The organism is Pseudomonas sp. 58 R 12, assembly GCF_900005865.1.
In the GTDB taxonomy this organism is placed as follows: Bacteria; Pseudomonadota; Gammaproteobacteria; order Pseudomonadales; family Pseudomonadaceae; genus Aquipseudomonas; species Aquipseudomonas tritici.
Map to the genome: position 1 here is coordinate 133806 of NZ_CVTP01000017.1, position 25429 is coordinate 159234.

The window sequence follows — 25429 nt, forward strand, 5'->3', positions numbered from 1 at the left end:
ACGGGGCGCGCAAGGCGCCCCGCGTTATAAGCGGGCGGCGTGATGCTGAACAAATACCCTCTGTGGAAATACGTACTGATCCTGGCGGTGCTGGCGATCGGTTTTATTTATTCCGCTCCCAATCTCTATCCTGATGACCCTGCGATCCAGATCTCTGGCGCCAGCACTTCGCTGCAGGTCAATCAGGCTGATCTGGACCGTGCGAGCAAAGCGCTCACTGACGCGGGCATTCAGGTTAAAGCGGCAACTTTGGCGGCTGGTTCGAAAGGCGGCTTGTTGCGCCTGACCAAGCAAGAAGACCAATTGCCGGCTAAAGATGTCGTGCGCAAGGCCATGGGTGACGACTACGTCGTTGCATTAAACCTGGCACAGACCACGCCACAATGGCTGCGCAGCATTGGCGCGCACCCGATGAAGCTGGGTCTGGACTTGTCCGGTGGTGTGCACTTCCTGCTGGAAGTCGATATGGACAAAGCCCTCGACGCCCGTCTGAAAGTCTACGAAGGCGACGTGAAGAGCCTGTTGCGTAAAGAGCGCCTGCGTTATCGCAGCCTGCCGCAGCTCAACGGTGCCATCCAGCTGGGCTTCTCTGACGAAGCTTCCCGCGAACAGGCCCGTGCGCTGATCCGCAAGAACTTCAACGATTTCGATATCGTACCGGCTGACCTCAATGGCCAGGCTGTACTGCGTCTGGCGATGAGCCCGGCCAAGATCGCGGAAATCCGTGAATACTCCATCAAGCAGAACTTGACCACGGTACGTAACCGCGTCAACGAGCTGGGTGTGGCCGAGCCGATCGTTCAGCGCCAGGGTGCCAACCGCATCGTGGTTGAGCTGCCGGGCGTACAGGACACCGCTGAAGCCAAGCGTATCCTGGGTAAAACCGCCAACCTGGAATTCCGCCTCGCGGCTGAGCCGGGTGCTACCCGCGCCACTTCCGAAGAGTTCGAGTTCCGCGAAGGTAACCGTCCTCCAGCGCTGATCGAGCGTGGCTTGATCATCACCGGTGACCAGGTGACTGACGCCAAGGCGGGTTTTGGCGAGCACGGTACCCCTGAAGTGAACATCCGCCTGGATGGCCACGGCGGCGAACTGATGAGCCGCGCCACGCGCAGCAACGTCGGTCGCAGCATGGCGGTGATCTTCATCGAGCAACGTCCGATCACCACCTACGCCAAGCAAATGGTCAACGGCGTAGAGAAAGACGTACCGGTACAGACCTTCAAGGAAGAGAAGAAGATCATCAGCCTGGCGACCATCCAGTCGCCGCTGGGTGCTCAATTCCGCATCACTGGCCTGAACGGCCAGGGCGAATCCTCGGAACTGGCCTTGCTGCTGCGTGCCGGTGGCCTGGCTGCGCCGATGTACTTCGCTGAAGAGCGTACTATCGGCCCGAGCCTGGGGGCGGACAACATCACCAAAGGTATCGATGCGTCCCTGTGGGGGATGCTGTTCGTGTCCCTGTTCATCATTGCCATCTACCGCTTCTTCGGTGTCATCGCCACCGTGGCCCTGGCGGGCAACATGATCATGCTGCTGGCGCTGATGTCGCTGCTGGGTGCTACGCTGACCTTGCCGGGTATCGCCGGTATTGTGCTCACCATGGGTATGGCGGTAGACGCCAACGTGCTGATCTTCTCGCGGATTCGTGAAGAGATCGCCAATGGTATGACCGTACAGCGTGCAATTAACGAAGGCTTCGGCCGGGCATTTACCGCGATTCTCGACTCCAACCTGACCACATTGTTGGTGGGTGGGATTCTCTTCGCCATGGGCACCGGCCCGGTCAAGGGTTTTGCGGTGACCATGTCCCTCGGTATCTTTACCTCGATGTTCACGGCCATCATGGTGACCCGCGCAATGGTCAACCTGATCTATGGCGGGCGTGACTTCAAGAAGTTGTGGATTTAAGGGGCTGCCATGTTACGTACAATTAACTTCATGGGCGTTCGCAATATTGCGTTCGGCGCCACTGTGCTCCTTACCGTTCTGGCGCTGTTCAGCTGGTTCCATAAGGGCCTGAACTACGGGCTGGACTTCACCGGCGGTACGCTCATTGAGCTGACCTACGAGAAGCCGGCCGACGTTACCGTGGTGCGCAACGAGCTGGTCAAGGCCGGCTATCACGAAGCCATCGTGCAGAACTTCGGGGCGACCACCGATCTGCTGGTGCGTATGCCGGGCGAAGACCCGCAACTGGGTCACCAGGTCGCCGAAGCCTTGCAGAAGGTCGGCGGCGACAACCCGGCATCGGTTAAGCGCGTCGAATTCGTCGGCCCACAAGTCGGTGAAGAACTGCGCGACCAGGGCGGCCTCGGCATGCTGATGGCGCTGGCGGGTATCATGATTTACCTGGCGTTCCGCTTTCAGTGGAAGTTCGGTGTCGGCGCCATTGTTTCGCTGATCCACGACGTGATCGTGACCGTTGGCATCCTGGCTTACTTCCAGATCACCTTCGACCTGACCGTTTTGGCGGCCGTGCTGGCGATCATTGGTTACTCGCTCAACGACACCATCGTGGTATTCGACCGGGTTCGTGAGAACTTCCGGGTACTGCGCAAAGCGACGCTGATTGAGAACATCAATATCTCCACCACGCAGACCCTGCTGCGGACCATGGCGACGTCAATCTCCACCTTACTGGCGATTGCGGCACTGATGATCTTTGGCGGCGACAACCTGTGGGGCTTCTCCCTGGCGCTGTTCATCGGCGTGCTGGCGGGTACCTACTCGTCGATCTACATTGCCAACGTGGTGCTGATCTGGCTGAACCTCAACAGCGAAGACTTGATCCCTCCTGCCGCTACCGGCAAGGAGGTTGACGACCGCCCTTGATGGGGTGTCGTTGACTTGCTGTTACAAAGAAGGCACGAGTATTGAACTCGTGCCTTTTTTTTTGCTCCAAGGCTGGGTATAGCGCGGATCGTTCGGTCCGTTTGTGATGGTCAGGAGGTTCAACGTGAACAAGTCGTTACTGGTTGGTGCGGTATTGGGTGCTGTCGGTGTGACTGCCGGGGGTGCTGTCGCCACCTACAGCCTGGTAAAAAGCGGCCCTGAGTATGCGCAAGTGCTGGCGGTGCAGCCGGTGAAAACCCAGATCAAAACCCCGCGAGAGGTCTGCAAGGACGTCGCGGTAACCCGGCAGAAGCCGGTGCAGGATCAGCATCAGATCGTTGGTACCGTGGTCGGTGCGCTGGCCGGTGGCCTGCTGGGCAACCAGGTCGGTGGCGGCAATGGTAAGAAGCTGGCAACCGTAGCCGGTGCGGTCGGCGGTGGTTATGCCGGTAACAAGGTTCAGGAAGGCATGCAGAACCGCGATACCTACACCACTACCCAGACTCGCTGTAACACCGTCAACGATATCAGCGACAAGGTTGTCGGCTATGACGTGCGTTACACCTTGGATGGCAAGGAAGGCTCGGTGCGTATGGATCGTGATCCAGGCGGCCAGATTCCAGTCGACAAGGAAGGGCGCTTGGTGCTGGGCCAGAACCAGCAGTAATCCCAAGCCTGGTACAGATGCAAAAAATTGTGTGAGTTCAAAAATGTGGGAGGGGGCTTGCCGCCGATAGTGGTGGGTCAGTCAGCTTATTAGGTGCTGACCCACTGCAATCGGGGGGCAAGCCCTCTCCCACAATTGATTTGTGTTGTTGCTGGAGTTGCGGCAAACCTCAAATCCCAGGCATAAAAAAAGCACCCCTAAGGGTGCTTTTTTGTGCCTGCTCGCTTAGCGCTTCAGCGAAGCCGGCAGGTGCGGCTGGATCGCCGTCAGCACTGCCTTGAAGCATTTGGTGTTGCCGGCAACCACGTGGCCTTTCTCCAGGAAGTCATGACCACCGGTGAAGTCGCTCACCAGGCCGCCAGCTTCTTGAATGAGTAGTGCGCCTGCCGCCATGTCCCACTCGGACAGGCCCGACTCCCAGAATGCATCAAAACGACCAGCAGCCACATAAGCCAAGTCCAGGCTCGCTGCGCCAGCGCGACGGATACCAGCGGTCTGGCCAACCAGGGCGCGGAACATACCCAGGTAGTTTTCCAGGTTGTCCATCTGGTCGTCACGGAACGGGAAGCCGGTACCCAGCAGGGCGCCGTCGAGGCTGGTGCGACCGCTGACGCGCAGGCGACGACCGTTCAGTTGGGCGCCACGGCCACGGCTGGCGGTGAATTCTTCCTGGCGGACCGGGTCCAGCACAACAGCGTGTTCCAGGCGGCCACGGTATTTGCACGCGATGCTCACGGCAAAGTGCGGGATGCCGCGCAGGAAGTTCGTGGTGCCATCCAGTGGGTCGATGATCCACAGGTAGTCTTCGCCTTCGCCGCTACCTTTGTGCAGGCCGGTTTCTTCGCCGAGAATGCCGTGGGTAGGGTAGGCCTTGCGCAGGGCGTCGATGATTTTCTGTTCGGCGGCGCGATCCACCTCGGATACATAATCCTTGGCGTCTTTTTCGTCGACCTTGATGGTATCCAGGCGCTCGATGGAGCGGAAGATCAATTCACTGGCGCTGCGGGCGGCGCGCAGCGCGATATTCAGCATGGGCTGCATGGATAGGTCACCTAAGGTTGTTAAAGAAAGCCGAGCAGTTTAGCAGAAACTTTCTTCAGGTGAAGGACGACGTTAGCTTTCATGGCATAACCTTAGGCTGTTCTGTAAGATTTGCTCCCCTTTCCCGTGTCCGAGAGCGCCTCCCTTGCTGCAAAACATTCGTGTCGTCTTGGTCAATACCAGTCATCCCGGCAACATCGGTGGGGTGGCGCGAGCCATGAAAAACATGGGTCTGACGCGCCTGGTGCTGGTCGAGCCGCGCCTGTTTCCGCACCACGAAGCCGATGCTCGCGCGTCCGGCGCCAATGACCTCCTGGAAAAAGCTCAGGTCGTCGCCACTCTGGAAGACGCGCTGGTCGGCTGCAACCTGGTGCTTGGCACCAGCGCCCGCGACCGTCGCATCCCTTGGCCTCTGCTGGATCCGCGCGAGTGCGGCACCAAAGTGGTGGAAGAGGCCGCCGGCGGCGCGGAAATCGCCTTGGTATTCGGCCGTGAAGACTCCGGCCTGACCAATGAAGAGCTGCAGCGATGTCATTACCACGTGCACATTCCATCAGACCCTGAGTTCAGCTCGCTGAATCTCGGGGCAGCGGTGCAGGTGTTGACTTACGAAGTGCGCATGGCTTGGCTGGCCGCCGAAGGTCAGCCGAGTAAAGTGGAAAAGGATGAAGTTGCATCGACCAAAAGTGGCGAGTTGGCCACCATGGACGAGTTGGAGCGATTCTATGAGCACTTGGAGCAAACCCTCGTGGCCATCGAATTCCTCGATCCGGACAAGCCCCGGCACTTGATGGCGCGCCTGCGTCGCCTGTACGGGCGTAGCTCGGTGAGCCGAGCGGAAATGAATATATTGCGTGGCATCCTCACGGAAACCCAGAAAGCGGCCCGTGGCGAGCTTCTTAAGCGGAAGGATTAAAAATGTTCGAGCGTTTGCGAGAAGATATCCAGAGTGTTTTCCACCGTGACCCGGCGGCGCGCAACGCCTTTGAAGTGCTGACCTGCTACCCCGGCATGCACGCGATCTGGATTCACCGCCTGTCCGGCGCCTTGTGGGGCATGGGTTGGAAATGGCTGGCGCGGTTGGTGTCGAACTTTGGCCGCTGGTTGACCGGGATCGAGATTCATCCCGGCGCCAAAGTCGGGCGTCGCTTCTTCATCGACCATGGCATGGGGATCGTCATCGGCGAAACCGCTGAGATTGGCGATGACGTGACGCTGTACCAGGGCGTGACCCTCGGTGGCACCAGTTGGAACAAGGGCAAGCGCCACCCGACGCTGGGCGATGGCGTAGTGGTAGGGGCGGGCGCGAAGGTGCTCGGCCCGTTCACCGTCGGTGCCGGGGCCAAGGTGGGTTCCAATGCCGTGGTGACCAAGGCCGTGCCGCCTGGCGCTACCGTTGTCGGTATCCCTGGCCGAATCATCGTCAAGCCGGAAGCCGGTGATGAGCAAGAAGCCAAGCGCAAGGCCATGGCCGAGAAGATCGGTTTCGATGCCTATGGTGTCAGCGAAGACATGCCTGACCCGGTCGCGCGCGCCATTGGCCAGTTGCTCGACCACCTGCAAGCGGTGGACGGCAAGCTGGAGGGTATGTGCGGTGCGTTGAAAGACCTTGGCAGCCCTTACTGCGCCAAAGATCTGCCCGAATTGCGCGAAGAGGATTTTGCCGAGATCAAGGACGAAGCCGCCACCACCAAGGCCAGCTAAGGTCTAAAGACCGCTGCAAAACCCATGTGGGAGCGGGCTTGCTCGCGAATACGGAGTGTCAGTCACCAGGGATATCGACTGATTCACCGCTTTCGCGAGCAAGCCCGCTCCCACATTTGATGTCCTCTGGTCTCGCAATTTCCGTTCGACCTTGTTGCCGCTGTTCGTCCCCACCCCATCCTGCTATGATTCGCGCGCCCTTTTTACGGGTAATCCTGACTAAAGTACTAGGTCTTATAGTTGACTTAAATACTCGGGAATCGCATACTTGCTCCCATTCTGAAACACCTTGGTACTTGTCCATGAGACTGACTACAAAAGGCCGATACGCGGTGACCGCCATGCTTGACCTGGCTTTGCACGCGCAAACTGGGCCTGTGTCCCTGGCCGATATCTCCGAGCGCCAAGGCATTTCCCTGTCCTACCTCGAGCAGCTGTTCGCCAAGTTGCGCCGTAGCAATCTGGTTTCCAGTGTGCGTGGTCCAGGTGGCGGCTATCAACTGTCCCGCGATATGCAGGGCATCCAGGTGGCTCAGGTGATCGACGCGGTCAACGAATCCGTCGATGCGACCAAATGCCAGGGCCAGGGTGATTGCCACGCCGGCGACACCTGCCTGACGCACCACTTGTGGTGCGATCTGAGCCTGCAGATCCATGAGTTTTTGAGTGGTATCAGCTTGGCTGATCTTGTGACTCGCCGTGAGGTGCAAGAAGTAGCCCAGCGTCAGGACCAGCGCCGTTGCAACACCAAGGCGCCGCGTCTGGACAAGATTGAAGCGTCCGCCGTCGAGTGACAGCCGAAGAGCTAACGGCACGCCAGCCAGCCTGATTAGGAGAAAGTCCATGAAATTGCCGATTTACCTTGATTACTCAGCGACCACCCCGGTAGATCCGCGTGTCGCGCAAAAGATGAGCGAATGCCTGCTGGTTGACGGAAACTTCGGCAACCCTGCCTCCCGTTCCCACGTATTCGGCTGGAAAGCCGAGGAAGCGGTCGAGAACGCCCGTCGCCAGGTCGCCGACCTGGTTGGCGCAGACCCGCGTGAAATCGTCTGGACCTCCGGTGCCACCGAGTCCGACAACTTGGCAATCAAGGGCGCGGCGCATTTCTACGCGACCAAAGGCAAGCACCTGATCACCACCAAGATTGAGCACAAGGCTGTCCTCGACACCATGCGCCAACTGGAGCGTGAAGGTTTCGAGGTGACCTACCTCGAGCCAACCACCGACGGTATCGTCACCCCGGCCATGATCGAAGCCGCGCTGCGTGAAGACACCATCCTGGTTTCCGTGATCCACGTGAACAACGAAATCGGCACCATCAACGACATCGCGGCCATCGGCGAGCTGACCCGTTCCAAGGGCATCCTGCTGCACGTCGACGCTGCTCAGTCCACCGGCAAGGTCGATATCGACCTGTCGAAACTGAAAGTCGACCTGATGTCGTTTTCTGCCCACAAGACCTACGGTCCTAAAGGCATCGGCGCGCTGTACGTGAGCCGCAAGCCTCGCGTGCGCATTGAAGCGACCATGCACGGCGGCGGTCACGAGCGCGGCATGCGTTCGGGCACCCTGGCGACCCACCAGATCGTCGGCATGGGCGAAGCCTTCCGCGTAGCCAAGGAAGACATGGCTGCCGAAAACGTGCGCATCAAGGCACTCAGCGATCGCTTCTATAAGCAGGTCGAGAACCTTGAAGAGCTGTACATCAACGGCAGCATGACCGCCCGTGTACCGCACAACCTGAATTTGAGCTTCAACTATGTCGAAGGCGAGTCGCTGATCATGGCGCTCAAGGACCTGGCGGTTTCGTCCGGCTCGGCCTGCACCTCGGCCTCGCTTGAGCCTTCGTATGTTTTGCGCGCCCTGGGCCGCAACGACGAACTGGCACACAGCTCGATCCGCTTTACGTTCGGCCGCTTCACCACCGAAGAGCAAATCGACTACGCCGCGCAAAAAGTTTGCGAAGCTGTCAACAAGCTGCGCGTTCTGTCGCCGCTGTGGGACATGTACAAAGACGGTGTCGATATTTCCAAGATCGAGTGGGCGGCACACTAACTATAGAAGCCGCCACCCCAGCTCTGTAGCAACGTGGCGGAAAACGCAGGCGTTTCTACAGGGTTCCAGAGCGGCCCTGATGAGTGAGGATTCAGTACCATGGCTTACAGCGAAAAGGTCATCGACCACTACGAAAACCCGCGCAACGTCGGCAAGATGAACGCGGAAGACCCTGATGTCGGCACCGGCATGGTCGGCGCTCCGGCGTGCGGCGATGTGATGCGCCTGCAGATCAAGGTCAACGACGCTGGCGTTATCGAAGACGCCAAGTTCAAGACCTACGGCTGCGGTTCGGCCATCGCCTCCAGCTCCCTGGCGACAGAATGGATGAAAGGCAAGACCCTGGATGAGGCTGTCACTATCAGCAACACCCAGCTGGCCGAAGAACTGGCCCTGCCGCCAGTGAAAATCCACTGCTCGGTACTCGCTGAAGACGCCATCAAGGCGGCCGTTCGCGACTACAAGCAGAAGAAAGGCTTGATCTAAGCATTTGGCGACAGGTAAGGAGTCAACGATGGCTATCAGCATGACAGAAGCGGCTGCGCAGCACATTCGCCGCTCCCTGAATGGGCGCGGTAAAGGTGAGGGGATTCGTCTGGGTGTTCGCACCACGGGCTGTTCCGGCCTTGCCTACGTGCTGGAGTTTGTCGACGAGGTGGTTGCGGAAGACCAGGTGTTCGAAAGTCACGGCGAGAAAGTGATCATCGACCCTAAAAGCCTGACCTACCTGGACGGCACCGAACTCGATTTCGTCAAGGAAGGGTTGAACGAAGGCTTCAAGTTCAACAACCCCAACGTACGCGGTGAATGTGGCTGCGGCGAAAGCTTCAACATCTGAGGCTATTCGTGGGCACTCCTTGTCATTTCGCTTTATTCGAGCTGCAGCCGAGCTTTCGGCTGGACCTCGAGCAGCTTGCCACGCGCTACCGAGAACTGGCGCGTGGAGTGCATCCGGACCGCTTCGCTGACGCTTCCGAGCGTGAGCAACGCCTGGCGCTGGAGAAATCGGCCAGCCTCAATGAGGCCTATCAGACGCTGAAAAACCCGCCCAAACGTGCGCGCTATCTGCTCGCAATGAATGGTGGCGAGTTGCCGCTTGAAGTCACGGTGCACGACCCCGACTTCCTGATGCAGCAGATGCAGTGGCGCGAAGAACTCGAAGACTTGCAGGACGAAGCCGATGTGGCGGGTGTCGCAGTCTTCAAACGTCGTCTGAAAGCGGCCCAGGATGAGCTCAACGAAAGCTTCGCAGCTTGTTGGAATGATGCAGCGCAACGCGAACAGGCCGAACGCCTGATGCGGCGCATGCAGTTCCTCGACAAGCTCTCCTACGAAGTGCGCCAGCTAGAAGAGCGCCTCGACGATTAACCCAGTGCTGCCCGTGATGCACGCCTGATAGACAGATAAGACCTGATTACCATGGCCCTACTGCAAATCGCCGAACCCGGCCAAAGCCCCCAACCGCACCAGCGTCGCCTGGCGGTCGGTATTGACCTGGGCACTACCAATTCTCTGGTTGCTGCCTTGCGCAGCGGCCTGTCCGAACCGCTGCCCGACGCCGATGGCCAGGTGATCCTGCCGTCTGCCGTGCGTTACCACGCTGATCGCACCGAAGTCGGTGAGTCGGCCAGATTGGCAGCGTCTACCGATCCTTTGAACACTGTGCTGTCGGTCAAGCGCTTGATGGGTCGTGGGCTGTCCGACGTCAAGCAACTGGGCGACCAACTGCCGTACCGCTTTATCGGCGGCGAATCCCATATGCCGTTTATCGATACCGTCCAGGGCCCGAAAAGCCCGGTGGAAGTGTCGGCCGATATTCTCAAGGTGCTGCGCCAGCGTGCAGAAACCACCTTGGGCGGCGAACTGGTAGGGGCTGTGATCACCGTGCCGGCGTATTTCGATGACGCCCAGCGCCAGGCGACCAAGGACGCGGCGAAACTCGCCGGCCTGAACGTGTTGCGCCTGCTCAACGAGCCGACCGCAGCCGCTGTGGCTTACGGTTTGGACCAGCATGCCGAAGGCCTGGTCGCGATTTACGATCTGGGCGGCGGTACCTTTGATATTTCGATCCTGCGCCTGACCGGCGGTGTTTTTGAAGTGCTGGCCACCGGTGGTGACACCGCCTTGGGTGGCGATGACTTCGATCACGCCATCGCGGGCTGGATCATCAGCAGTGCCGGCTTGTCTGCCGACCTCGACCCGGGCGAACAGCGCAACCTGTTGCAAACTGCCTGTGCCGCCAAGGAAGCGCTGACGGAGGCTGTATCCGTTGAAGTGTCCTACGGCACTTGGTCGGCCCAGCTGACGCGCGAAGCCTTCGATTCGTTGATCGAGCCGATGGTCGCTCGTAGCCTCAAGGCCTGCCGCCGCGCTGTGCGTGATTCCGGTGTCGAGCTGGAAGATGTCGGTGCCGTGGTCATGGTTGGCGGTTCTACCCGCGTGCCACGTGTTCGCGACGCTGTCGCCGAGGCCTTTGGTCGCCAACCGCTGACCGAAATCGATCCGGATCAAGTGGTCGCCATTGGCGCTGCAATCCAGGCCGATACCCTGGCCGGCAACAAACGTGATGGTGGCGAACTGCTTCTGCTTGACGTGATTCCACTGTCCCTGGGGCTGGAAACCATGGGCGGCCTGATGGAGAAGGTGATCCCACGCAACACCACCATCCCCGTCGCCCGCGCCCAAGACTTCACTACTTACAAAGATGGCCAGACGGCCATGATGATTCATGTGCTGCAAGGCGAACGCGAGCTGATCAGCGATTGCCGCTCCCTGGCGCGCTTTGAGTTGCGCGGCATTCCGGCGATGGTGGCCGGTGCCGCGAAGATCCGCGTGACCTACCAGGTCGACGCCGATGGCCTGCTCAGTGTCGCTGCGCGCGAATTGGCTTCGGGCGTTGAAGCCAGCATCCAGGTCAAGCCGTCCTACGGCCTCACCGACGGCGAAATCGCCAAGATGCTCAAGGATTCGTTCCAATACGCCGGTGACGACAAGGTCGCCCGCGTACTGCGTGAGCAGCAAGTCGATGCCCAGCGCCTGCTCGAAGCCGTGCAGGGTGCCCTGGATGCGGACGGCGAGCGCCTGCTGGACGCCGAAGAGCGCATGGTTATCGACCTGCAGATGCAGGAGCTGGCCGAACTGATGAAAGGCACCGATGGCTACGCCATCGAGCAACAGACCAAGCGTCTGTCGCAAGTGACCGATGCCTTTGCCGCCCGCCGTATGGACCAGTCGGTAAAAGCCGCCCTGGCGGGGCGCAACCTGAATGAACTCGAGGAATAATTAATGCCGCAGGTCATTTTTCTGCCACACGCCGAGCATTGCCCGGACGGTATGGTCGTGGAGGCTGAGACCGGCAAGTCCATCCTCGAAGTTGCCCATGACAACCACATCGAAATCGAAAGCGCCTGCGGCGGTGTGTGCGCCTGCACCACTTGTCATTGCGTCATTCGCGAGGGCTTCAACAGCCTTGAAGAGGCTGATGAGCTGGAAGAGGACTTTCTTGATCGTGCGTGGGGCCTGGAAGCGACTTCGCGTCTAAGCTGTCAGGCAAAGGTCGGGACGGAAGACATCACCGTCGAAATTCCGAAGTATTCCCTCAACCATGCAGCCGAAGCGCCGCATTGATTCAAGGAAATGTCATGAGCCTGAAATGGGTTGATGTACAAGAAATCGCTATACAACTTGCTGAAGCTCATCCTGAGGTCAATCCTCTTACGGTCAACTTCGTCAAGCTGCGCAATCTGGTAATGGCGCTGCCGGACTTCGACGACATCCCTGACCGGGGTGGCGAAAAGGTCCTGGAGGCGATTCAAGGCCTGTGGATCGAAGAAGCAGACTGAGCCGCCTTTTTACGCAGTTAGGCAATACCCAATAACCCGCGTATAATTCGCGGGTTTAATTTTTCGTAAATTACCGTTTCTGGAGTTACACCATGGCTGTTCAACGTACTTTCTCCATCATCAAGCCTGACGCTGTTGCAAAAAACGTCATCGGCGAGATCACCACTCGTTTCGAAAAAGCCGGCCTGAAGGTTGTAGCTTCGAAACTCAAGCAACTGTCCAAAGCTGAAGCTGAAGGCTTCTACGCTGAGCACAGCGCTCGTGGCTTCTTCGGCGACCTGGTTGCCTTCATGATCTCCGGTCCTGTTGTTGTTCAGGTTCTGGAAGGCGAAAACGCTATCGCTCTGAACCGCGAGCTGATGGGCGCTACCAACCCTAAAGAAGCTGCTGCCGGCACCATCCGCGCTGACTTCGCTGAATCCATCGACGCCAACGCTGTACACGGTTCGGACTCCGAAGCCGCTGCTGCCCGCGAAATCTCGTACTTTTTCGCTGCTACTGAAGTAACCGCTCGCTAAGCATTGGCTTAAAGAGTGAGGGTGAATCCATGACGACATCGACTGTTAAAACCAACCTGCTGGGTCTGACTCAGCCGGAAATGGAGAAATTCTTCGACTCAATCGGGGAGAAGCGCTTCCGTGCCGGTCAGGTAATGAAATGGATTCACCACTTTGGCGTCGACGATTTCGACGCCATGACGAACGTCAGCAAGGCCCTGCGCGACAAGCTCAAAGCCATCGCTGAGGTCCGTGGTCCCGAGGTTGTCAGCGAGGACATCTCCACCGACGGCACCCGTAAATGGGTGGTGCGTGTGGCGTCCGGCAGTTGCGTCGAGACCGTGTACATTCCCCAGGGCAAACGTGGCACTTTGTGCGTTTCGTCCCAGGCAGGCTGTGCCCTGGACTGCAGTTTCTGCTCCACCGGCAAGCAAGGCTTCAATAGCAACCTCACCGCCGCCGAAGTCATCGGCCAGGTGTGGATTGCCAACAAATCCTTTGGCAGCGTCCCGGCGACCGTCGACCGTGCCATCACCAACGTGGTGATGATGGGCATGGGTGAGCCGCTGCTGAACTTCGACAACGTGATCGCGGCCATGCACCTGATGATGGACGACCTGGGCTACGGCATCTCCAAGCGCCGTGTGACCCTGTCGACCTCCGGCGTGGTGCCGATGATCGATGAGTTGGCCAAGCACATCGACGTCTCCCTGGCGTTGTCGCTGCACGCACCGAATGACGCATTGCGTAACCAATTGGTGCCAATCAACAAGAAGTATCCGCTTAAGATGCTGCTCGAATCTTGCCAGCGCTACATGGCAACTTTGGGCGAGAAGCGCGTGTTGACTATTGAGTACACCATGCTCAAGGACATCAACGACAAGGTTGAACACGCGGTCGAGATGATCGAACTGCTCAAGAACACCCCGTGCAAGATCAACCTGATTCCGTTTAACCCGTTTCCCCATTCTGGCTACGAGCGGCCGAGCAACAACGCCATCCGCCGTTTCCAGGATCAACTGCATCAGGCCGGTTACAACGTCACCGTGCGCACCACCCGTGGTGAAGACATCGACGCCGCCTGTGGCCAATTGGTAGGGCAGGTGATGGACCGCACCCGCCGCAGCGAACGTTATATCGCCGGACGCGAACTGAACGCCGCCGACGATTTGCCGCTGATTGCTGTGAATCGAATCTGAGAGAGGATCTCTATGCCCTTGCGCCTTGCGCTGCTTTTGCTGGTTACCGGTCTCGCGGCCGGTTGTGTTTCATCGGGTTATGACAGCCCTATGCACACGGGTAAAGGCCGTGATGAGGCGCGAGTTGCCTATGTGCAATTGGGCTTGGGTTACCTGCAGCAAGGCATGAGCGAGCAGGCCAAGGTGCCGTTGAAGAAGGCCCTTGAGCTGGACAGCGACGATGCTGACGCCAATGGCGCGCTGGCACTGGTGTTCCAGGCCCAGGCCGAGCCTGAACTGGCTGAGCAGTATTTCCTCAAGGCACTCGCCTCAAAACCTGCAGGCCCGCGGCTGCTGAACAATTACGGCAGCTTTCTGTTTGCGCAGAAACGTTATGACCAGGCCGCTCGTTATTTTCAGCAAGCCAGCGCCGATACCCTTTATCCTGAGCGTTCGCGGGTGTTCGAGAACCTCGGGGTGACCTCCATGCGTCTCGGTCAACGCGACAGCGCCCGCCAACAACTGGAAAAAGCCCTGCATTTGAACGGTCGCCAGCCTCGGGCATTGCTCGAAATGGCTGAGTTGTCCTACGAAGACAGGCATTATGTGCCGGCACGTGACTATTACGAGCGTTTTAGCCTGCTCAGCGGGCAAAATGCACGTAGTCTATTGCTCGGTGTGCGCCTGGCGACGGTTCATGAAGAACGCGACACAGCCGCACGTTTTGGCCAGCAACTCGAACGACTCTATCCCGGTACGCCGGAATATCAGCAATACCTGTCGGAGCAATGATGAAAGCGGCGCACCCGGAAGTTGTAGCAGCTAATCGCGTAAACCCAGGCGACACCTTGCGTCAGGCCCGCGAAAGCAATGGTTGGTCGCTGGCGGAAGTGGCCCTCAAGCTCAATTTGACCACCACGTCCCTTGGCAACCTGGAAGCCGGCGCGTTCGATAAGCTGCCTGGGCATACCTTTGCCCGTGGCTATATCCGTGCCTATGCCAAATTGCTGGGTATTGACCAGGCCATATTGGTCCAGCAATTCGATCAATTCACCGGTACCGACTCCCAAGGCAGCAATGTGCATGGCTTGGGTCGAATCGAAGAGCCAGTGCGGGTTTCCCACACTATTTTGCGAATTGTCAGCCTGTTGTTGCTGGTTGCTGTCATTGGCGGCGGTTTCGTCTGGTGGCAAGACCAGGCCTCCCAGCGCACCAAGGACATGACCAGCAACGCCATGGAGCACGTCGAAGTCGAAAGCGCCGACGGCACCACTCAGATTCATCCGCTGGACGAGCCGGAAGACCAGGCCGTTGTCGAAGGTCAGGCCGCGCCTGAAGCGCCAACTGCCACTGAGCAGCCAGCACCGGAAACCGCGCCTGACGCGACCGCTGCCCTACCGACTCCCGCGACACCGGCTGCACCGGCTCACACGCCGACCGCCCCTGTTGCCCAGGCCCATACCCCGGCCGCTCCTGCGCAGGCGCCAGCGACTCCAGCTCCAGCCACTACGATTTCGCCGCCCACCACCCCAGCGTTGATCGCCGGTGATGGCCGCGTACAGATCACCTTTGTCGCTGACTGCTGGACGCAACTCACCGATGGTAATGGCAAAGTGCTGTTCAGCGGTCTGAAGCGTAAGGGAGATACGCTTGATCAGGGCGGCAAGCCTCCTTTGACGCTGCGTCTGGGCTTTGCCCGCGGCGCGCAAGTGGCCTATAACGGCCAGCCTGTAGACGTGGCGCCGTTCACCAGTGGCGAGACAGCTCGCCTGAAGTTGGGACAATAGTCATGCACGGCGAATCTCCAATCAAACGTCGCGTATCGCGCAAGATCTGGGTCGGCTCGGTGCCGGTGGGTGGCGATGCCCCCATCGCGGTACAAAGCATGACCAACAGCGACACCAATGACGTGGCCGCCACCGTTGCCCAGATTAACCGCCTGGAAGCCGCTGGCGTGGACATTGTGCGGGTGTCCGTGCCGGACATGGACGCTGCCGAAGCTTTCGGTCGCATCAAGCAACTGGTCAAGGTGCCGTTGGTTGCCGACATTCACTTCGACTACAAGATCGCATTGCGCGTAGCCGAGTTGGGTGTGGATTGCCTGCGTATCAACCCGGGCAACATCGGTCGTGAAGACCGTGTTCGCGCTGTGGTTGATGCTGCTCGTGACCGTGGCATTCCGATCCGCATCGGCGTCAACGCCGGTTCCCTGGAAAAAGACCTGCAAAAGAAATACGGCGAGCCCACCCCGGCAGCGCTGGTTGAATCGGCACTGCGCCACGTCGAACACCTTGAACGCCTGAATTTCCAGGACTTCAAGGTCAGCGTAAAGGCCTCCGACGTGTTCATGGCGGTCGAAGCCTACCGCTTGCTGGCTAAGGAAATCGTACAGCCACTGCACTTGGGTATCACTGAAGCGGGCGGTTTACGTTCAGGCACAGTGAAATCTGCGGTGGGTCTCGGTATGCTGCTCGCCGAAGGGATTGGCGATACTATCCGCATCTCCCTGGCGGCAGACCCCGTAGAGGAAGTGAAAGTCGGTTACGACATTCTCAAATCCCTGCGTTTGCGTTCCCGTGGCATCAATTTCATTGCCTGCCCGAGCTGCTCGCGGCAGAACTTCGACGTGGTGAAAACCATGAACGATCTGGAATTGCGCCTCGAAGACCTGCTGGTGCCGCTGGATGTTGCAGTGATCGGTTGCGTGGTGAACGGGCCAGGCGAAGCCAAGGAAGCCCATGTGGGCCTGACTGGCGGTACCCCGAACCTGATCTACATCGACGGCAAGCCGGCGCAGAAGTTAACGAATGACAATCTGGTGGATGAGCTCGAAAGGCTGATCCGCCAGAAAGCGGCCGAAAAGGTTGCAGCTGACGCAGCGCTGATAGCGCGCGGCTGATTGAACGAATTTAAGGATTTGATGTGAGCAAGTCTCTGCAAGCCATTCGTGGCATGAACGACATCCTGCCGGAGCAGACGCCGCTGTGGCGCTACTTCGAAAGCACTGTCGCGCGCCTGCTGGATAACTACGGTTACAAGCAGATCCGCATGCCGATCGTCGAGTTCACCGAGCTGTTCAAGCGCTCCATCGGTGAAGTGACTGACATCGTCGAAAAAGAGATGTACACCTTCGAAGACCGCAACGGTGACTCCCTGACCTTGCGTCCGGAAGGTACTGCCGCGTGCGTGCGCGCCGTGCTTGAGCATGGTCTCACCGGTGCTGGCCAGCCGCAGAAGTTGTGGTACATCGGCCCGATGTTCCGCCACGAGCGTCCGCAAAAAGGCCGTTATCGCCAGTTCCACCAGATCGGCCTGGAAGTGTTCAACATCGATGGCCCAGACATTGATGCCGAGCTGATCGTATTGACCTGGCGCCTGTGGGGCCTGCTGGGCATCCGCGACGCGGTCAAGCTTGAGCTCAACAGCCTGGGCACCAGCGAATCCCGCGGCCGCTACAAGGTGGCCCTGGTCGAGTACCTGTCAGCCCACCTGGACAAGTTGGACGAAGACAGCCAGCGCCGTCTGAAGACCAACCCGCTGCGCGTACTGGACACCAAGAACGCCGATACCCAGGCCGTATTGGTCAATGCGCCGAAAATGGCCGATTACCTGGACGACGAATCCCGTATCCACTTCGAGGGCCTCAAGGCTCGCCTGGATGCGGCCGGTATTCCGTTCGTGATCAACACCAAGCTGGTGCGCGGCCTCGACTACTACAGCAAGACCGTGTTCGAGTGGGTCACCGACAAGCTCGGCGCCCAGGGCACCGTGTGTGCCGGTGGCCGCTACGACGGCCTGGTCGAGCAGATGGGCGGCAAGCCGACCACGGGTGTGGGCTTCGCCATGGGCATCGAGCGGCTGATCCTGCTGCTGGAAACCCTGGAGCAAGTCCCTGAAGAAATTTCCCGTCAGGTGGACGTGTACCTCTGCGCCTTTGGCGAGGCTGCCGAACTGGCGGCCCTGGCCCTGAGCGAAAAAGTGCGCGACCAACTGCCGAACCTGCGCCTGCAGGTCAATGCCGGCGCTGGTAGCTTCAAGAGCCAGTTCAAAAAGGCCGACAAGAGCGGTGCGCTGTATGCACTGATCCTCGGCGATGACGAATTGGCCCAGCAAGTGATAGGTTTTAAACCCCTGCGTGGCCAGGGCGAGCAACAGAACATTGCCTTTGATGCGCTCGCTGCGCACTTGGCCACCTGCGTCGTGCAGGGTTGAAGCTGTCGAACAGCCGAATTTAGCGATTAAGGAGTATTGGGGTGTCGAGTTCTGATGATGATCAACTGGCCGAGTTCAAGGACTGGTGGCAGCGTAATGGCAAGCCCCTGGTTACTGGCGGTCTGCTGGCTTTAGTAGTGGTGTTCGGCTGGCAAGCCTGGACCAAATATCAGGCCAACCAGTCCCAAGGCGCCTCGATCCTCTATCAGCAATTGCTGGAAACCACGCTGACGCCAGATGGCAAGCCGGACCCCGCGCAGGTCGCTGACCTGGCCGGCAAGCTGAAGAACGAATTCGGCGGTAGCACCTACGCCCAATACGGCAGCCTGTTCGTCGCGAAAGTTGCGGTCGACACCGGCAAGCTGGACGACGCCGCCGCAGAACTGAAGGCTGTCGCCGACAAGCCGACCAACCCGACCCTGGGTGAAATCGCACGTCAGCGCCTGGCTCAGGTACTCGCGGCACAGAATAAGGCTGACGAAGCACTCAAACTGCTCGACGGCGATGCTGACAAGGCATTTGTAGCCACTCGCGAAGAGCTCAAGGGCGACCTGTTGGTCCAATTGGGTCGTACCGACGAAGCCAATGCTGCGTACAAAAAAGCCAAGGCGGCGCTGTCTGATGAAGCGGCGGTCGGTGGCTTACAAATCAAGCTGGACGACTTGGCCAAAGGGGATGCGTGACGTGATCCGTTGGAAACATGCAGCATTGCTGGCTCTGGCCGTTCTGGCCGCGGGTTGCAGCAGCAACAGTAAAAAAGAACTGCCTCCTGCCGAGCTGACCAGCTTCAAGGAAGAAGTGGTCCTGCAAAAGCAGTGGAGCCGCTCCATTGGTGACGGTCAGGGCGACACCTACAACATGTTGGTACCGGCAATCGACGGTGACAACATTGTGGCCGCTGACGTGACTGGCGTTGTGACCTCCATGGACCGCATGAACGGCGACGTGAAGTGGTCCAAGGATCTCGAATTGCCTGTCTCCGGCGCCGTAGGCGTGGGTTATGGCATGGTGATGCTCGGCACGCTCAAGGGCGAAGTCGTGGCGCTGGATTCCAGCACCGGTGAAGAGAAATGGCGCGCTCGCGTGACCAGTGAAGTACTCGCACCGCCTGCTACCAACGGCGATATCGTCGTGGTACAGACGCAGGACGACCGCGTCATCGGCCTCGACGCCAGCACTGGCGAACAGCGTTGGTTGTACGACAGCACCCCTGCGGTACTGACGTTGCGTGGTACCAGTGGTCCGATTGTGACCAACAATCTGGCCGTTGCGGGCCTGTCGACCGGTAAAGTGGTCGCCCTGAACACTCAGAACGGCGTGCCGGCCTGGGAAACCCGTGTGGCCATTCCGCAAGGTCGTTCCGAGCTGGACCGCGTAGTGGACATCGACGGCGGCTTGCTGTTGTCCGGTGAAACCCTCTATGTCGCCACTTACCAGGGCCGTGTTGCCGCACTGGACCTGCAGAGCGGCCGCGTTAACTGGCAGCGTGATGCTTCCAGCTACGCAGGTGTCGCCCAAGGGTTTGGTAGCGTCTACGTAAGCCTTGCGTCCGGCACCGTTGAAAGTGTCGACGAGCGTTCCACCACTGCACTGTGGAGCAACGACTCCCTGGCTCGCCGCCAACTGTCGGCACCGGAAGTGTTCTCCAGCTACGTCGCGGTCGGTGACTTCGAAGGCTACCTGCACCTGCTGAGCCAGGTAGACGGTCGCTTCGTAGGTCGCGAGCGTATCGACAGCGACGGCCTGCGTGCGCGTCCGCTGGTGGTGGGTAACATGCTTTATGTGTATGGCAACAGCGGCAAGCTGGAAGCCCTGACCATCAAGTAAGAACTATGCTTGGGGTAACACCCAGGCGGCCTCGCTTCGGCGAGGCATGCGGCATCTGATGATGCTGCCCCGAGCACCAGCCGCTGCCTTGCAGCGGCTTTTGTATTTTCTGAAATAACGAAGTGGAGAGCCGCATGGTTCCCGTAATCGCCCTGGTGGGCCGACCTAACGTCGGCAAGTCCACCTTGTTCAATCGCCTGACCAGGACTCGCGACGCCATCGTCGGCGACTTGTCCGGTCTGACCCGTGATCGCCAATACGGTGAGGCAAAGTGGCAAGGGCGCTCCTACATTATTGTCGACACCGGTGGTATCTCCGGTGACGAACATGGCATGGACGAAAAGATGGCCGAGCAGTCGCTGCTGGCCATTGAAGAAGCTGATGTCGTGTTGTTCCTGGTGGACGCCCGTGCGGGCTACACCGCTGCTGACCAGATGATTGGCGAGCACCTGCGCAAGCGCAACAAGCGTTCCTATCTGGTCGCTAACAAGATCGACAACATCGATCCTGAGCAGGCCCGTGCCGAATTCAGCCCGATGGGCCTGGGCGACGCGATCCCGGTCGCCGGTGCTCACGGTCGCGGCATCACCCAGATGCTGGAAATTGCCCTTAGCACTTTCCCAAAGGATGACGCTGAGGAAGAAGAGGGTGAAGAAGAGATCGTCGCCGAAGGTGAGGAAGCCAAGCGCATTCCTGGCCCGAGTGAAAAAGACGGTATCAAGATCGCCATCATCGGTCGCCCTAACGTCGGCAAGTCGACCCTGGTCAACCGCATGCTCGGTGAAGACCGGGTAATCGTCTATGACGAGCCCGGCACCACCCGCGACAGCATCTACATCCCGTTCGAACGTAACGAAGAAAAATACACGCTGATCGACACCGCTGGTGTGCGCAAGCGCGGCAAAATCCACGAGGAAGTTGAAAAGTTCTCGGTGGTGAAAACCCTGCAGGCGATCAAAGACGCCAACGTGGTGATCTTCGTGATGGACGCCCGCGAAGGCGTGGTCGACCACGACCTCAACCTGCTGGGCTTTGCCCTTGAGGCTGGTCGGGCACTGGTGATCGCGATCAACAAGTGGGACGGCATGACGCCGAGCGAGCGCGATTTCGTCAAGATCGAGCTGCAGCGTCGCCTGTTCTTCGTCGAGTTCGCCGATATCCACTTTATCTCGGCACTGCACGGCACCGGCGTGGGTAACCTCTACGCGTCCGTACAGAACTCGTTCAAGTCCGCGGTCACCCGCTGGCCGACCAACCGCCTCACCCAGATCCTGGAAGATGCGGTGGGCGAGCATGCACCGCCGATGGTCAACAACCGCCGGATCAAACTGCGTTACGCCCACTTGGGTGGTGCCAACCCGCCGATTATCGTGATCCACGGTAACCAGATCGAGAAGGTGCCCAAGTCCTATGTGCGTTACCTGGAAAACACCTATCGCCGTGTCTTGAAGCTGGTCGGTACGCCGATCCGTATCGAGTTCAAGGGTGGCGAAAACCCGTACGAAGGTAACAAGAACAGCCTCACCGACCGCCAAGTGAACAAAAAGCGCCGGATGATGACGCACCACAAGAAAGCCGACAAAAAGCGCCGCGACAAGCGCTGACATCGACTTATCAAAAAAGGGCTCTTTAGGAGCCCTTTTTTGTGCGCGACGGTTTGTGCCTTGACCCGCTGCAATTGGCAGCTTAAAACTTGGGGCTCACCTGCAGGGGCCTCCGATGATCACCAGCAAGCTGCCGAATGTCGGCACCACCATTTTCACCACCATGTCGCAACTCGCTGCCGAAACCGGTGCGCTCAACCTGTCCCAGGGCTTCCCGGACTTCAATGGTCCCCAAGGCTTGCTCGATGCCGTGGGCAAGCACGTTGCCAGCGGACACAACCAATATTCACCGATGACTGGCCTGCCAGCCCTGCGCCAGCAAGTGGCGGCCAAGATCGCCCGCAGCTATGGCGCCGCTGTCGATGCCGACAGTGAAGTCACCATCACCCCTGGTGCCACGGCGGCGATCTTCTGCGCGATCCAGGCGGTGATTCGCGGTGGCGATGAAGTCATCGTGTTCGACCCTTGCTACGACAGCTATGAGCCCTCGGTGGAGCTGGCCGGTGGCCGCTGCGTGCATGTGCAATTGAGCCTGCAAGGCTTTGCGCTCGACTTCGAAAAGATCAAAGCCGCGCTGTCGCCGCGCACCCGCATGATCATCCTCAACACGCCGCACAACCCCACTGGCGCCTTGATCAGTCGCGCCGAGTTGGACCAGTTGGCGGAGCTGATCCGCGACCGCGATATCTACCTGGTCAGCGACGAGGTCTACGAACACTTGGTATTCGACGGTGTGCCCCATGTCAGCGTGCTAGCCCACGAAGAACTGTATCAGCGCGCGTTCGTGGTCAGTTCCTTCGGCAAGACCTACCATGTCACCGGCTGGAAAACCGGTTACGTCGTCGCACCACCGGCCCTCACGGCCGAGCTGCGTAAGGTGCATCAATACGTCAATTTCTGTGGCGTAACCCCGCTGCAGTTCGCGCTGGCTGACTTCATGGCCGAGCACCCGGAACATGTGGATGAACTGCCGGCCTTCTACCAGGCCAAGCGCGACCTGTTCTGTGACCTGCTGGCACCGTCACGTTTCAGCTTTACCCGCGTCACCGGCACCTACTTCCAGTTGGTCGATTACTCACAGATCCGCCCGGATCTGGACGACGTCGCCATGTCCCTGTGGATGACCCGCGAACACGGCGTGGCAACCATCCCGGTCTCGGTGTTCTACCAGACCCCACCGCAAGGCCAGCGCCTGGTGCGCCTGTGCTTTGCCAAACGCGAGGAAACGCTGCAACAAGCAGCCGAAAAACTATGCGTGATCTGAGTGCATTGCCAAACCTGAACATCGCCCTGGTCCAGACCACCCTGGCCTGGCACGACCGCCAGGCCAATCTCGAGCACTTCGAGCTGTTGCTGGAGCAGGCCAAAGGCGCCGACCTGATGGTGTTGCCGGAGATGTTTACCACCGGTTTCTCCATGGAGTCAGCCACGCTGGCGGAACCGGAGAACGGCCCGACCCGTCGATGGCTCCAGGCCCAGGCAGCGAAGTACAACGCAGTGATCACCGGCAGCGTGATCATCCAGGCCGCCGACGGCAGCCACCGCAACCGCCTGCTGTGGGCGCGGCCGGATGGCGAGGTGTTGCATTACGACAAGCGCCACCTGTTCCGCATGGCCGGTGAGCACGATCACTACACCCCCGGCGAGCGGCAGGTGCAGTTTGAGTTGAAGGGTTGGCGTATTCGTCCGTTGATTTGCTACGACCTGCGCTTTCCGGTGTGGAGTCGTGATGCCCAAGATACCGACCTGCTGTTGTACACGGCCAACTGGCCGGGCGCGCGGCGCCAGCATTGGAATCGGTTGTTGCCGGCGCGGGCGATTGAAAACCTGTGCTACGTGGCGGCAGTGAATCGGGTGGGGACGGACGGGAAGGGGTTTGCCTACACCGGGGATAGTCAGGTGTTGGACTTCCAGGGTGAGACCTTGCTGAGTGCGGGGGAGGCGGATGGGGTGTTTCAGGTGTGCCTGGAGGCGGCCGAGCTGGCGGCGTACCGTACGCGGTTTCCGGCGAACCTGGATGCCGATAGCTTTCAGTTTGTCTGAAAGACCGCCATCGTGGGCAAGCCCGCTCCCACATTTTGATGTGTGAACCCAGTCAAGTGTGGGAGCCGGGCTTGCCCGCGATGAGGCCTTCACAAACAGCACAAAATCCAAGCCCAACAAAAAGGCCCCTGAGTTCTCACCCAGGGGCCTTTCGCCTTTCAGCAGTCAGTTACGCCGCTTTGGCTTCCAACTGGCTCAACGACCGGTTCAGCGCACTGAACAGCGCTTTAAAGCTGGCAGTGGTGATGTTTTCATCAATCCCCACACCATGCACCGGACGCTCACCGTTCACACGCAGCTCAATGTAGGCCGCCGCTTTGGCGTTGGTGCCTGCGCCGATTGCATGTTCGTTGTAGTCCATGATCTCTACACCAATCGGCAGGCCTGCCACCAGCGCTTCCAGCGCGCCGTTGCCTTTGCCTTTCCAGTGCAGGTTGGTTTCGCCCTGACCCTTGCCCGAGACTTCCACCTCGACAAAGCTGTTGCCATTCTCTTCCTGCAGACGATGGCTGACCAGCGCGTACGGGGTGTTGGCTTGCAGGTATTCACGCTGCAGCAACGCGTAGATCTGCGGCGCGGTCATCTCCAGGCCGACGCGGTCGGTCTCGGCCTGTACCACTTGGCTGAACTCGATCTGCATGCGGCGCGGCAAGCTGATGTCGTATTCCTGCTCCAGCAGGTAGGCGATGCCGCCTTTGCCCGACTGGCTGTTTACACGGATCACCGCTTCGTAGCTGCGACCAATGTCCGCTGGGTCGATCGGCAAGTACGGCACTTCCCACAGCGCATCGTCTTTCTGCTGGGAGAAACCTTTGCGGATCGCATCCTGGTGGGAGCCGGAGAACGCGGTGTGCACCAGGTCGCCAACGTACGGGTGACGTGGGTGCACCTGGATCTGGTTGCACTCTTCGACGACTTTGCGCACGCCGTCGATGTCGGAGAAATCCAGCTGCGGGTCGAGGCCCTGGGTGTACATGTTCAAGGCCACGGTGACCAGGTCGACGTTACCGGTACGCTCGCCGTTGCCGAACAGGCAGCCTTCGACACGGTCGGCGCCGGCCATCAGGCCCAGCTCGGTGGCGGCCACGCCGGTGCCTCGGTCGTTGTGGGTGTGCAGGCTGATGATCACGCTGTCACGACGGTTGATATGGCGACCGAACCACTCGATCTGGTCGGCATAGATGTTTGGCGTGGCGCATTCCACGGTGGCCGGCAGGTTGAGGATCATCTTGTGCTCAGGCGTCGGGTTCCACACCTCGATCACCGCGTCACACACTTCCTTGGCGAACTCCAGCTCAGTCGCGCTGAAGGTCTCCGGGGAGTATTCGAAGGTCCATTGGGTCTCCGGCTGCTGGGCGGCGTATTTGACGAACAGCTTGGCGGCGTTGACCGCGATGGCCTTGATGCCGTCCTTGTCCTGGTTGAACACGATGCGACGGAACGACGGCGATGTGGCGTTGTACAAGTGAACGATGGCTTTCTTGGCGCCGCGCAGGGATTCGAACGTGCGCGCGATCAAGTCTTCACGGCCCTGGGTCAGCACCTGGATGGTGGTGTCCTCGGGGATGTGGTTGTCTTCGATCAGGGTGCGTACGAAGTCGAAGTCGGTTTGCGACGCAGCCGGGAACGAGGCTTCGATTTCTTTAACGCCTACCGCTACCAGGGTCTTCCAGAAGCGCAGCTTTTTTGCGGCGTCCATTGGCTCGATCAGCGACTGGTTGCCATCACGCAGGTCGGAGCTGCACCAGATCGGCGCTTCGGTGATGGTCTTCGATGGCCAGGTGCGGTCCGGGATATCGATGGTCGGAAACGCGCGGTACTTCGAAGACGGGTCTTTGAGCATGCTCATCGGGAAATCCTTTGTAGTAGGGGCCGAGAAAAGGCGGCCTGCCGTAGAACTGTTTTTAGGGATAAAACGTAT

Annotated in this window: 26 protein-coding genes; 24 read left to right on the top strand and 2 right to left on the bottom strand. The window is 59.4% G+C overall.

What is annotated here, in order from left to right:
- The first annotated feature begins 42 nt into the window (after nt 1-42).
- From secD to BFP95_RS13510, 3 genes are all read left to right on the top strand, one after another.
- Nucleotides 43-1911 (top strand): protein translocase subunit SecD, encoded by a 1869-nt coding sequence (gene secD / locus BFP95_RS13500; protein ID WP_065874518.1) that lies wholly within the window; start codon nt 43-45, stop codon nt 1909-1911.
- Between the two features lie 9 nt (nt 1912-1920).
- A complete protein-coding gene (gene secF / locus BFP95_RS13505; protein ID WP_065874519.1) occupies nt 1921-2835 on the top strand; it encodes a protein translocase subunit SecF in 915 nt (304 codons plus the stop codon).
- Nucleotides 2836-2959: 124 nt separating this feature from the next.
- On the top strand, nt 2960-3502 hold the full coding sequence (locus BFP95_RS13510) for a glycine zipper 2TM domain-containing protein (RefSeq protein ID WP_015885750.1): 543 nt from the start codon (nt 2960-2962) through the stop codon (nt 3500-3502).
- Nucleotides 3503-3727: 225 nt separating this feature from the next.
- On the opposite strand, the gene suhB is transcribed toward BFP95_RS13510, so the two are convergent.
- Nucleotides 3728-4543: a type III secretion system regulator SuhB gene (gene suhB, locus BFP95_RS13515; protein WP_003175971.1), complete on the bottom strand. Its 816-nt coding sequence runs from the start codon at nt 4541-4543 to the stop codon at nt 3728-3730.
- A 145-nt stretch (nt 4544-4688) separates the two neighbouring features.
- Between suhB and trmJ the strand changes: the two genes are divergently transcribed.
- From trmJ to BFP95_RS13620, 21 genes are all read left to right on the top strand, one after another.
- Nucleotides 4689-5459: a tRNA (cytosine(32)/uridine(32)-2'-O)-methyltransferase TrmJ gene (trmJ, locus tag BFP95_RS13520; RefSeq protein ID WP_065874520.1), complete on the top strand. Its 771-nt coding sequence runs from the start codon at nt 4689-4691 to the stop codon at nt 5457-5459.
- 2 nt (nt 5460-5461) lie between these two features.
- Entirely contained in the window at nt 5462-6247 is a 786-nt protein-coding gene (gene cysE, locus BFP95_RS13525) for a serine O-acetyltransferase (protein WP_065874521.1), read from the top strand.
- Nucleotides 6248-6549: 302 nt separating this feature from the next.
- Complete coding sequence (iscR, locus tag BFP95_RS13530) at nt 6550-7041, top strand: Fe-S cluster assembly transcriptional regulator IscR (RefSeq protein ID WP_065874522.1); 492 nt, start codon at nt 6550-6552, stop codon at nt 7039-7041.
- A gap of 49 nt (nt 7042-7090) precedes the next feature.
- Nucleotides 7091-8305, top strand: a complete 1215-nt coding sequence (locus BFP95_RS13535; protein ID WP_065874523.1) for an IscS subfamily cysteine desulfurase — start codon at nt 7091-7093, stop codon at nt 8303-8305.
- 99 nt (nt 8306-8404) lie between these two features.
- Complete coding sequence (iscU, locus tag BFP95_RS13540; protein WP_003175965.1) at nt 8405-8791, top strand: Fe-S cluster assembly scaffold IscU; 387 nt, start codon at nt 8405-8407, stop codon at nt 8789-8791.
- Between the two features lie 28 nt (nt 8792-8819).
- Complete coding sequence (iscA, locus tag BFP95_RS13545; protein WP_003175963.1) at nt 8820-9143, top strand: iron-sulfur cluster assembly protein IscA; 324 nt, start codon at nt 8820-8822, stop codon at nt 9141-9143.
- Between the two features lie 8 nt (nt 9144-9151).
- On the top strand, nt 9152-9673 hold the full coding sequence (hscB, locus tag BFP95_RS13550; RefSeq protein ID WP_065910303.1) for a co-chaperone HscB: 522 nt from the start codon (nt 9152-9154) through the stop codon (nt 9671-9673).
- Between the two features lie 51 nt (nt 9674-9724).
- The gene (hscA, locus tag BFP95_RS13555) at nt 9725-11587 is read left to right on the top strand and encodes a Fe-S protein assembly chaperone HscA (protein ID WP_065889994.1); all 1863 of its coding nucleotides are present in this window, start codon (nt 9725-9727) and stop codon (nt 11585-11587) included.
- Nucleotides 11588-11590: 3 nt separating this feature from the next.
- Nucleotides 11591-11932 (top strand): ISC system 2Fe-2S type ferredoxin, encoded by a 342-nt coding sequence (fdx, locus tag BFP95_RS13560; protein ID WP_015885743.1) that lies wholly within the window; start codon nt 11591-11593, stop codon nt 11930-11932.
- A 14-nt stretch (nt 11933-11946) separates the two neighbouring features.
- Nucleotides 11947-12147, top strand: coding sequence for a Fe-S cluster assembly protein IscX (gene iscX / locus BFP95_RS13565; protein ID WP_032879605.1), 201 nt, complete (start codon nt 11947-11949; stop codon nt 12145-12147).
- A gap of 92 nt (nt 12148-12239) precedes the next feature.
- On the top strand, nt 12240-12665 hold the full coding sequence (gene ndk, locus BFP95_RS13570) for a nucleoside-diphosphate kinase (protein WP_003175956.1): 426 nt from the start codon (nt 12240-12242) through the stop codon (nt 12663-12665).
- Nucleotides 12666-12694: 29 nt separating this feature from the next.
- On the top strand, nt 12695-13843 hold the full coding sequence (gene rlmN, locus BFP95_RS13575) for a 23S rRNA (adenine(2503)-C(2))-methyltransferase RlmN (protein ID WP_049711635.1): 1149 nt from the start codon (nt 12695-12697) through the stop codon (nt 13841-13843).
- 12 nt (nt 13844-13855) lie between these two features.
- Nucleotides 13856-14614, top strand: coding sequence for a type IV pilus biogenesis/stability protein PilW (gene pilW / locus BFP95_RS13580; protein WP_065874527.1), 759 nt, complete (start codon nt 13856-13858; stop codon nt 14612-14614).
- Nucleotides 14614-15609, top strand: a complete 996-nt coding sequence (locus BFP95_RS13585; RefSeq protein WP_065874528.1) for a RodZ domain-containing protein — start codon at nt 14614-14616, stop codon at nt 15607-15609. The genes pilW and BFP95_RS13585 overlap by 1 nt, the downstream gene beginning before the upstream one ends.
- A gap of 2 nt (nt 15610-15611) precedes the next feature.
- Nucleotides 15612-16721, top strand: a complete 1110-nt coding sequence (ispG, locus tag BFP95_RS13590; RefSeq protein WP_017736818.1) for a flavodoxin-dependent (E)-4-hydroxy-3-methylbut-2-enyl-diphosphate synthase — start codon at nt 15612-15614, stop codon at nt 16719-16721.
- Between the two features lie 23 nt (nt 16722-16744).
- Nucleotides 16745-18034 carry a histidine--tRNA ligase gene (gene hisS / locus BFP95_RS13595; RefSeq protein WP_049711638.1) on the top strand — a complete coding sequence of 430 codons (1290 nt, stop codon included), beginning with the start codon at nt 16745-16747 and terminating at the stop codon, nt 18032-18034.
- Nucleotides 18035-18075: 41 nt separating this feature from the next.
- Nucleotides 18076-18717, top strand: coding sequence for a YfgM family protein (locus tag BFP95_RS13600; protein WP_065874529.1), 642 nt, complete (start codon nt 18076-18078; stop codon nt 18715-18717).
- On the top strand, nt 18710-19861 hold the full coding sequence (bamB, locus tag BFP95_RS13605) for an outer membrane protein assembly factor BamB (protein WP_049711640.1): 1152 nt from the start codon (nt 18710-18712) through the stop codon (nt 19859-19861). Before BFP95_RS13600 ends, bamB begins: the two co-directional genes overlap by 8 nt.
- A gap of 134 nt (nt 19862-19995) precedes the next feature.
- The gene (gene der / locus BFP95_RS13610; protein ID WP_049711641.1) at nt 19996-21465 is read left to right on the top strand and encodes a ribosome biogenesis GTPase Der; all 1470 of its coding nucleotides are present in this window, start codon (nt 19996-19998) and stop codon (nt 21463-21465) included.
- Between the two features lie 115 nt (nt 21466-21580).
- Nucleotides 21581-22729, top strand: a complete 1149-nt coding sequence (locus tag BFP95_RS13615) for a pyridoxal phosphate-dependent aminotransferase (RefSeq protein ID WP_065910305.1) — start codon at nt 21581-21583, stop codon at nt 22727-22729.
- Nucleotides 22717-23508, top strand: a complete 792-nt coding sequence (locus tag BFP95_RS13620) for an amidohydrolase (protein WP_065874531.1) — start codon at nt 22717-22719, stop codon at nt 23506-23508. The genes BFP95_RS13615 and BFP95_RS13620 overlap by 13 nt, the downstream gene beginning before the upstream one ends.
- A gap of 169 nt (nt 23509-23677) precedes the next feature.
- Here the strand turns inward: BFP95_RS13620 and leuA are convergent, their stop codons facing one another.
- On the bottom strand, nt 23678-25357 hold the full coding sequence (gene leuA / locus BFP95_RS13625; RefSeq protein ID WP_065874532.1) for a 2-isopropylmalate synthase: 1680 nt from the start codon (nt 25355-25357) through the stop codon (nt 23678-23680).
- Nucleotides 25358-25429 lie beyond the last annotated feature (72 nt).

Coding starts and splice junctions, on each gene's coding strand:
- secD (WP_065874518.1), top strand. CDS start 43: ATGCTGAACAAATACCCTCTGTGGAAATACGTACTGATCCTGGCGGTG.
- secF (WP_065874519.1), top strand. CDS start 1,921: ATGTTACGTACAATTAACTTCATGGGCGTTCGCAATATTGCGTTCGGC.
- suhB (WP_003175971.1), bottom strand. CDS start 4,543: ATGCAGCCCATGCTGAATATCGCGCTGCGCGCCGCCCGCAGCGCCAGT.
- cysE (WP_065874521.1), top strand. CDS start 5,462: ATGTTCGAGCGTTTGCGAGAAGATATCCAGAGTGTTTTCCACCGTGAC.
- iscR (WP_065874522.1), top strand. CDS start 6,550: ATGAGACTGACTACAAAAGGCCGATACGCGGTGACCGCCATGCTTGAC.
- BFP95_RS13535 (WP_065874523.1), top strand. CDS start 7,091: ATGAAATTGCCGATTTACCTTGATTACTCAGCGACCACCCCGGTAGAT.
- iscU (WP_003175965.1), top strand. CDS start 8,405: ATGGCTTACAGCGAAAAGGTCATCGACCACTACGAAAACCCGCGCAAC.
- iscA (WP_003175963.1), top strand. CDS start 8,820: ATGGCTATCAGCATGACAGAAGCGGCTGCGCAGCACATTCGCCGCTCC.
- hscA (WP_065889994.1), top strand. CDS start 9,725: ATGGCCCTACTGCAAATCGCCGAACCCGGCCAAAGCCCCCAACCGCAC.
- fdx (WP_015885743.1), top strand. CDS start 11,591: ATGCCGCAGGTCATTTTTCTGCCACACGCCGAGCATTGCCCGGACGGT.
- iscX (WP_032879605.1), top strand. CDS start 11,947: ATGAGCCTGAAATGGGTTGATGTACAAGAAATCGCTATACAACTTGCT.
- ndk (WP_003175956.1), top strand. CDS start 12,240: ATGGCTGTTCAACGTACTTTCTCCATCATCAAGCCTGACGCTGTTGCA.
- rlmN (WP_049711635.1), top strand. CDS start 12,695: ATGACGACATCGACTGTTAAAACCAACCTGCTGGGTCTGACTCAGCCG.
- pilW (WP_065874527.1), top strand. CDS start 13,856: ATGCCCTTGCGCCTTGCGCTGCTTTTGCTGGTTACCGGTCTCGCGGCC.
- BFP95_RS13585 (WP_065874528.1), top strand. CDS start 14,614: ATGAAAGCGGCGCACCCGGAAGTTGTAGCAGCTAATCGCGTAAACCCA.
- ispG (WP_017736818.1), top strand. CDS start 15,612: ATGCACGGCGAATCTCCAATCAAACGTCGCGTATCGCGCAAGATCTGG.
- bamB (WP_049711640.1), top strand. CDS start 18,710: ATGCGTGACGTGATCCGTTGGAAACATGCAGCATTGCTGGCTCTGGCC.
- der (WP_049711641.1), top strand. CDS start 19,996: ATGGTTCCCGTAATCGCCCTGGTGGGCCGACCTAACGTCGGCAAGTCC.
- BFP95_RS13615 (WP_065910305.1), top strand. CDS start 21,581: ATGATCACCAGCAAGCTGCCGAATGTCGGCACCACCATTTTCACCACC.
- BFP95_RS13620 (WP_065874531.1), top strand. CDS start 22,717: ATGCGTGATCTGAGTGCATTGCCAAACCTGAACATCGCCCTGGTCCAG.
- leuA (WP_065874532.1), bottom strand. CDS start 25,357: ATGAGCATGCTCAAAGACCCGTCTTCGAAGTACCGCGCGTTTCCGACC.